At 60.1% G+C, this 7,423-nt stretch carries 8 protein-coding genes; 1 reads left to right on the plus strand and 7 read right to left on the minus strand.

Going from position 1 to position 7,423, the window contains the following annotated elements; genetic code table 11:
• Nucleotides 1-22 precede the first annotated feature (22 nt).
• The 6 genes from flaJ to BM113_RS20765 form a co-directional block, all read right to left on the minus strand.
• On the minus strand, nt 23-1,750 hold the full coding sequence (gene flaJ, locus BM113_RS20740) for an archaellar assembly protein FlaJ (protein WP_089789903.1): 1,728 nt from the start codon (nt 1,748-1,750) through the stop codon (nt 23-25).
• Nucleotides 1,751-1,849: 99 nt separating this feature from the next.
• Complete coding sequence (locus BM113_RS20745; RefSeq protein ID WP_089789905.1) at nt 1,850-3,205, minus strand: FlaD/FlaE family flagellar protein; 1,356 nt, start codon at nt 3,203-3,205, stop codon at nt 1,850-1,852.
• 2 nt (nt 3,206-3,207) lie between these two features.
• Nucleotides 3,208-3,681: an archaellum stator protein ArlG gene (locus tag BM113_RS20750; protein ID WP_089789907.1), complete on the minus strand. Its 474-nt coding sequence runs from the start codon at nt 3,679-3,681 to the stop codon at nt 3,208-3,210.
• On the minus strand, nt 3,682-4,176 hold the full coding sequence (locus BM113_RS20755) for a flagellin (protein ID WP_089789908.1): 495 nt from the start codon (nt 4,174-4,176) through the stop codon (nt 3,682-3,684).
• Nucleotides 4,177-4,401: 225 nt separating this feature from the next.
• Entirely contained in the window at nt 4,402-5,061 is a 660-nt protein-coding gene (locus tag BM113_RS20760; protein WP_089789910.1) for an archaellin/type IV pilin N-terminal domain-containing protein, read from the minus strand.
• A gap of 2 nt (nt 5,062-5,063) precedes the next feature.
• On the minus strand, nt 5,064-6,314 hold the full coding sequence (locus BM113_RS20765; RefSeq protein ID WP_089789912.1) for an archaellin/type IV pilin N-terminal domain-containing protein: 1,251 nt from the start codon (nt 6,312-6,314) through the stop codon (nt 5,064-5,066).
• Nucleotides 6,315-6,704: 390 nt separating this feature from the next.
• Between BM113_RS20765 and BM113_RS20770 the strand changes: the two genes are divergently transcribed.
• On the plus strand, nt 6,705-6,914 hold the full coding sequence (locus BM113_RS20770) for a hypothetical protein (protein ID WP_006673862.1): 210 nt from the start codon (nt 6,705-6,707) through the stop codon (nt 6,912-6,914).
• A 114-nt stretch (nt 6,915-7,028) separates the two neighbouring features.
• Here BM113_RS20770 and BM113_RS22980 read toward each other — a convergent pair whose 3' ends face one another.
• Nucleotides 7,029-7,328 carry a type II toxin-antitoxin system VapC family toxin gene (locus BM113_RS22980; RefSeq protein ID WP_342708139.1) on the minus strand — a complete coding sequence of 100 codons (300 nt, stop codon included), beginning with the start codon at nt 7,326-7,328 and terminating at the stop codon, nt 7,029-7,031.
• Nucleotides 7,329-7,423: the final 95 nt, after the last annotated feature.

Here is a 7,423-nt window from a genome sequence, read left to right on the forward strand (position 1 = left end):
GTTCGCGTTCGATCGGTCGCCGTTATAGATCGACCGAGATCAGCATATCGACCAGTCGGTTCGTCACCGCCCCGGTGACGGCCCCGAGCCACAGCAACGCGGTGAAGTGGATGTAGGAGTTGCCGAAGTGTCCGCCGTCGGAGACGCGGATCACCATCGAGGAGATGAACGCGTTGAAGATCAACACGAGGATGAGCAGGTACCGGAGCATGAGCACGTCGTACTGGTCGGTGTAGATCAGCGAGCCGCCGGCGATTTCCCCGCCCATATCGATGTCGAAACTCGAGAGGAGCACCGCGAGTTCCAGGCCGATGAAGAAGGCGAACGCCGATGCGGCGGTGATCCCGTAGACGACACCGATGAGCGTCGTCGTCTGCTGTTTCCGCTCCTCTCGCAGGTTGATCATCTCGTTCATGTTCTGGCTGATGAGTTCGCCGAGCTTTTTCGGGCCACCCCCCATCTCGCGGCCGATCAGATACATCTCGCTGAACTTCTGAATCAGGAAGGAGCCGGCGTCGCCGGTGAAGTATCGCCAGGATTTCTCGGTGCTCACCCGCATGTTCAGTCGCCGGTAGAGGTCGTCGACGTTCTCGGTGAGCGCACCGAAGTTCTTGTCCCGCAACGTTGCGAGCACTTCCGAGGTCGTGCTCTGTTTCGCGCTCTCGCTGGTCCCGAGCGCCCGGATGAAGTTCGGGAACTGCCGGTCACGATCGAACACCTGCCGCTCCTGGTGCCAGAAGACCAACCCCGGAATCAGCAACGGCGTCGTCGCGATGGGCATGTACAGCAAAAGCGGGATGGATCTGATCGGCACCTGCCTCGCACCCGGAACGAGTTTGAAGAAGATCAGCGTCATCACGACGATGAAAAGCAGGCTCAGGCCGTGGCCGACGACCGTCGAGCCGAGCAGCAGTTTCTTCGTCGTGGTACGGTATCCCTCCTCGAGGAACCAGATCGGGTCGTCGGGAACGATGGCCCGGATCACGAACAGGAACCCCATCTGGACGCAGATGAACAGAACGATGACGAGCGAGACGGTCAGTGTCGGATCGTTCCCGGTCAGCAGGGGCAGGACGATCGCGAACACCAGCCCGAACGTCATCGAGATGATCAGCGAGAGGTAGAGGTCTTTCAGCACGTCGAGGTTGGTCAGGGACTGCTTGTACACTGTCGCGTACTCGTCGACCAGTACGTCGTGTTCCTGGACGAGGAACTCGTCTAAGTCCTGGCCGGCCCCGAGCGTGTAGGCCATGCGCTCGAAGAGGTCGGCGACCGATTCGCTGGGGACGGCTTCGGCCCGCCGGCGACACGCGTCGTCCAGGCTCATATGCCAGACGTCGACGAGGTCGACCACCCGCTGTACTTCGTTCGCGAGTTCGCCGTACTCCTCCTCCCGGGCGAGCTGGCGAAGCACCTCCATCCGGTCGATGTTCGTCGTCGAGAGGATCGTCATGTGGGTCACGAACAGATGAAACCGGTTCTCCATCTCGACGCGGCGCCTGTCGACGGCCAGGCGGGGGTAACCGATCGCCGACGCGAGAATCAACAGCCCGAAGACCGGAATGAGAACCCGAACGAGAAAGAACACGTCGAGTACGACCGCAGCCACGATCGTCGCGAAGAAGACGAGAACGGACGGAAACAGGATCCCGAGGACGTACAGCCGCGTCGGGACCTCCATCTCGTCGTACGCACGGATGATGGATCTCCCGGCGTCGGCTGCTGATTCCGTGTTCCCAACGACACTCATAGTACGTATCTCCCGGACGACCAGTCCCTCGAGCGGAGCCCGAGCGTACCCGCCACGTAGTTATGCCCGCTATACAAAGTTTCTGGGCGCGTCACCGGCCTACTGCCCCGGGGGAGGGGGATCGGGTTCGGACTCGGACTCGGACTCGGACTCGAGTTCGGATTCGGACCCAGACTCGAGTTCACGTTCGGATTCAGGTTCGTCGGTCGCAGGCCCTCCAAATTCGTCACCGAGCGGCTGTGGCGCACGTTCCGGCGTCGCAATCCACGCGATGTACTGGAGGCTCCGCTTGTGGTCTTCGGTCCCCAGCACCGATCTCGGCTCGGGCGCTTCGTCCGGGTCGACCGTCGGTTCGTCCGTGAACCCACGCAACATCGACTGCAGGTAGGTTTCGACCGGCTCCGAAATCCAGCCGATCGACTCGTAGTAGGCGATGGTTCGTGCGGCCCCGCGTGCACCCGCTTCCTCGACGAGAAACTGGAGCCACTCGAGGGTCACGAGTTCGGCGTCGGTCCGGGACGGGTGCCGGGCCAGGTAGGGGGGGTCGTCCAGGTCCCCGTTCTGTGGGAGGGCGTCGGCGTCCTCGGCGTCCTCGGCGTCCTCGGCGTTTTCGGCCTCCTCGTGTTCGGTTTCGGCTTCGTTCTCGGGTTCAGGTTCGACCGAGTCAGTATCGGTCTCGAGTTCAGATGCGGGTCCGGCGTCGGCCTCGAAGTCGGCTTCGGATTCGACGTCGGACTCGAGGTCGTCGGCATCGTCGAACCCGTCCTCGAGGTCGCCGTCGTCCCCGTCCTCCTCGAGCGGATCTGCGAAGTCGTCGTCTGCCTCCAGCTCGTCTTCGCCGTCGTCGAAGTCGTCCTCGAGTCCGCCCATCCCGTCGTCGAAGTCGTCCTCGACCTCGTCGGTCCCGTCGACGTCTCCGAGCCCGTCGTCGAACCCATCGTCGAAGCCGTCTTCGTCCTCGTCCTCGTCCTCGTCTTCGAGGTCGTCGTCCAGGAACTCGTCGGCTTCGGCTTCTATCAGGTCGTCGTCGATCTCGCCCTCGGGGTCGCTGCCGAGCATGCCGCTCTGTCCAGTCGCCGACTCGAATGCGCTGCCGATCTCCTGGTCGCCGACGAACGGGTTGATCCCCTGGGTGACGATCTCGTACATGTCGACGAGTTTGTCGACGTTCTGCTCGACCGTCTCGATCGAGTCGCTGATCTTCTCGTTTTCCCCGCGGACGGTTTCGACCTTGCTCTCGAGGCCGTCGACTTCCTTCTCGACCTCGTCGAGGCGATAGGAGAGTTCCTGCTCGTCGTCGTCGCCGTCGTCGCCGTCGTCGAACAGCGAGTCGTCGTTCATCAGGCTGTCTTCCGCGCCGCCCATGAGGTCGTCCGCGGCATCGGCGTCGCCGTCGGTGTCTTCCCCGTCGCCGTCGTCGCCGAGTTCGCCGAACAGTTGTATCAGTAGTGTCATGATCAGTAATAGAAGTCGATCGCGTCTTCGTTCCCGTTGACGATGATCGCCACCTCGGTATCCCCGCTTATCTCCCTGTCCGTGGTGTCGATCTCGATCTCGACGACCCCGTTCGGCCCCCAGTTTCCGGTGTCGCTGTCGACGCGCTCGACGCGCTGGACGTTCGTATACGACCCGTCCACGAGCGCGTCGACGGCCCCCGGATAGGCGTCGATACTCTCGTCGCCGATGTTCTTCACCAGCACGGTGATCGCGACCACGTTCCCGTCCGCGTCCTCCTCGACCATCGCGTTCGGCTTGGTCTCGTCGCTGATGATCTCGATTTCGGTGTCGATCTCCTCCGCGACCGCCGATCCGCGGGTCTCGATCGAACTCCCCACTTCCGTCACCTCCATGATGACCGTCCCCGCCACGGCGGAGGCGACCACGAGGCTCGCGACGAACATGATCAGGTGGGTGGCCGTGACGCTCGACATCTAGCTCCCACCTCCGCCGACCTCGACTCGGTCGGCGATTCCGTTCTCGGTCGTGATCCGGACGCTGTCGTCGTCGCCGGTGACCTCGTACTCGGTCTCGAGGTCCGCGTTGTCGATCGTGATCTCGAGGACGGTTCCCGGCGTCCAGACGTCGCTGTCGGGACGCTCCTCGCCGTCGCGGATCACCGCTGTCCGGTCGTCGTCGCCTTCCACGTGGTAGTACGCGCCGTTGACGACGACGTCGGTCTCGGCGACCGACAGCGCCGTCGCACCGTCGTTGGTGACTCGGACGGTCGAGACGTCCGCGTCGCTATCGTAGGTGAACGACTCGACGGTGATCGCGGTGTTTTGCTGGTCCCGGAACTGTTCGTTCTGTCCGGAGAACGCATCACCGGTCGCGGCGGTGACCTCGAAGAGGGTCGGAACGACGGCGCTGACGGCGATGAGTACGCCGATCAGGATGACCGCGACAGCGCCGCTCGTACTGAACCCCATTGTGTGTTGGGAGGGAGGTAACTTGTAAAAGTGCTCTGGCCACCCGGATCGCGTCGTGCGAACGTGTCTCGCGGATCGTAAGTCGTGGATCGTAGGTCGTAGATACCAGTGGGGGTGGTCGTTCGGGACGCTCGAGGGGGTTACTGAGGGGCGTCGCCACTCGAGGGGATCGGACACGCCGAGAAAAAATGACCGCTCGAATCGGTTCGGGTCGGTGCGTCTCGCTTAGAGACGGACCGCTTCGCCGTCCTCACTGAAGAGGTCGGGCGCGGTCAGGTCGACCTGAGTCGTTGCGGACGACGGGGAGACGATGTCCAGCGTGGACTGGTCACCCTCGCCGAACGGTTCAGTAGAGGACCCGAACGGTGCGTCTTCTGGGTTGAAGACGAGCGTGAAGTCGTCGTTGTCGTCGTCGAGAACGGCGTTCGAAGCCTGGATGTACTCTCCTTCATCGTCTTCGGCGACGAAGGTGCCGTCCAGAGCGTTCCCATCCGAATCTGTCGGTTCGTTGTTGAGGCCACCGACATTATCATCGTAGACTAGGTTTTCCTGTCCATTTGGCCCGACGACTTGAACGACGGTATCTCCGAGTGCGATATCGTCTGCTCCGGGTGCAGCAGTGATGCCGACGCGAATTTCCTCGAGTTCACCATTATCTGCGCCACCAGGATCAGCGACGATACCGACTGCACTCGTCGTATCGATCCGTTCGGATACCAGATCGGTACTCTCTTCGCCAGTCGCTTCCGCCTGTGACTGCAGAAGCCCTGCAGTGTTGATCAGGACGCCCGCGGCGATGGCGGCGACCAGTACCATCGCGATGAACACGATGAGCGTACCGATCCCGACCTGACCGCGGTCGTCGTTAGTAATTGTCTCGAACATTGTTACAGCCTCACCGATTGATCATCCTGCGTGATCGTAGTTGGGACGCGAAGTTCCGTTTCGGTTGTCGCGCCGGAATCAGTCGTGAAGACGGCGGATAACCGTTCGTCTTCAGTTAATTCAGCGTATCCGTCAAGATCTTCGACCACCGAGAAAGAAACTTCAGCCCGGTCAGTACTCTCTGTCAGAACGCTATCAGTAACGCCCTGGATATTTTCAACATGACTGCTATCGACTGCGATCGTATCTTCACCCTGCTCCCCAATAAATTGGACAGATGTCTGCTTCAGGTCGATGGGGTCTGAACCGGGTGATGTTGCGACCACAAACTGAATCCCGCTTACTCGATTATCAGTCACACCGAAATTAACACCACTGAATGACTTGTCAGAGGTAGTACCAGCTCCATCTGCCACTGTTACGGTGTCTGCTTCAACTGTGGTACTGCCGACAACCTCCACTGCATAGTCACCGGTTGCGACTTCATCGTTCGGGAGGGTGTACTCTAACGTGTCTTCTGCACTAATTTGATCAAACGCGAGCTCTGTTCGATCTTCGTCAGTCAACCGAACTGTCAGGTCTTCCTTCGCCTTCGTTCGGCCTTCTTCATTGTCAGTAACCCCTTCATTATCAAGGTTCACAGTAGTTGTGAATCCATTTGTGGACCCACCATCATCGGGATCAGCCGTCGGAGCTGCAAGGTCACTGTAGGAGACCGTATGATCGTTATTGGCGTCAAGTGAACTGCCATCAAGCGTTTCAGTTGATGCTCCGATGTTCTCTCCGTCAACAGTCACATGGAGGGGACTCGTAAGCTCATTTGGATTTGGCAAGTTCGTGAAGACAACTTCTGAAGAGTCGTCCTCTATCACCGTTGTCTTCACTTCCTCAAATCCAGCTGCTCCGCCCGTTGCAGCAGTTATGGTCACTTCTTCTCCCTGTACGTCGTCTCCGCCGTTGGTACCATCAGTGTCGGTAAAGTCAACGGTCAGGTCTCCAGCATCACCCGGATCATCGTCTCTCACTTCTGCAACTGTGTCTACACTCCCCGACGAACTCACTATCGAGATCCTGTCACTCACCTGTTGGGTCGATTCCTCACCGGTAGCCTCCGCCTGCGTCTGCAGGAGGCCAGCGGTGTTGATTAGCACACCTGCGGCGATCGCAGCGACCAGCACCATCGCGATGAACACGATGAGGGTGCCGATCCCCACTTGGCCGCGTTCTTCCTCGTCTGTTACTCGTTCGAACATGATTGGGTTGCCTGCTCCAGCAGTCCATGACCGCCCGAACCGGGGGTTCAGTCGCTGCTGGAACGTATGCCACGATTCCGACTACCCAGCCTTAAATCTACTCGCCAATCTGACACTATATAAGCCTAATTGCCAACAGGAGATCGACTTAAGCCTTCTTGCCGATCCGAAGATATCCCACTTAACTCTACTTGCCGAACCCTCCGCTCCTATATACTGTCCCCTCGAGTCACCGTTCGGAAGCGACCCTCGAGCGTCGACGGTCGCAGGCTCGAGTCGGCTCCACTCTCTCGAGACCAGTCAGGTGGGTGTCACGCCTCGAGAACCCCGGGGCCGATCGCCCGCCCGCGGCCGGGACACTTATTCCGTCCCTCTCCCGAACCCAATAGCATGGAAATCATCGACGGCGACAAGGTAGAGTGTAGCCGCTGTGACGAGCTCCTCTCGCTCGACGACGCGAACGTCCTCGGCAAGACCAACAACCGGTCCTACGCGAAACCGATCTGTGGCGACTGTCTCGAGAAGGTGGGGGTTCCGCAGGGGTACGAACTCGAGCGCGACGTCAGCTACCTCAAGCAGGATTCGAAGGCGACCGAGTGACCGACGGCGACGGACAGCATCGCAGCGTCCGCCCGATTCGTTTCGAGGCACTGCTCTTCTCTCATCGTTCCAGCTACTCACCGGCGCTCCGAGCGGTCGAAAACACTGCTCGAGTCACACGGATTCTGGGTCGATCCGTTCGACGATACCGTCAAAATCGTCGTCGAAACTCATGACGGCGTCAATACCGTGGCGCCGACAAAGTGCAACCGTCGTCGCGTCCGTGAAACTCAACGCCTGGTCGTCGTAGCGTTCGAATAGGTCCACGGCATCGTCGAATATGACCGCTGATACTCGAACCAGTTCGTATACCTGCGGGTACGGATCGACACCACGAATCTTTTCACCGATCCGTTGTGCCGGTGTGAATGCCTGACCCCGTTTGAGCGTGAGCGTAACGACCTCGTCGTAAATGTGACCTCCTCCTCGCCGTAAACGGCGAGGCTTCCCACGGCACCGTGCCGTTGAGTTGGGATATTTGCTGGTTCACGACCTGTCGGCATGACAGG

It is taken from the genome of Natronobacterium haloterrestre (genome assembly GCF_900112205.1).
Classification (GTDB): Archaea; Halobacteriota; Halobacteria; order Halobacteriales; family Natrialbaceae; genus Natronobacterium; species Natronobacterium haloterrestre.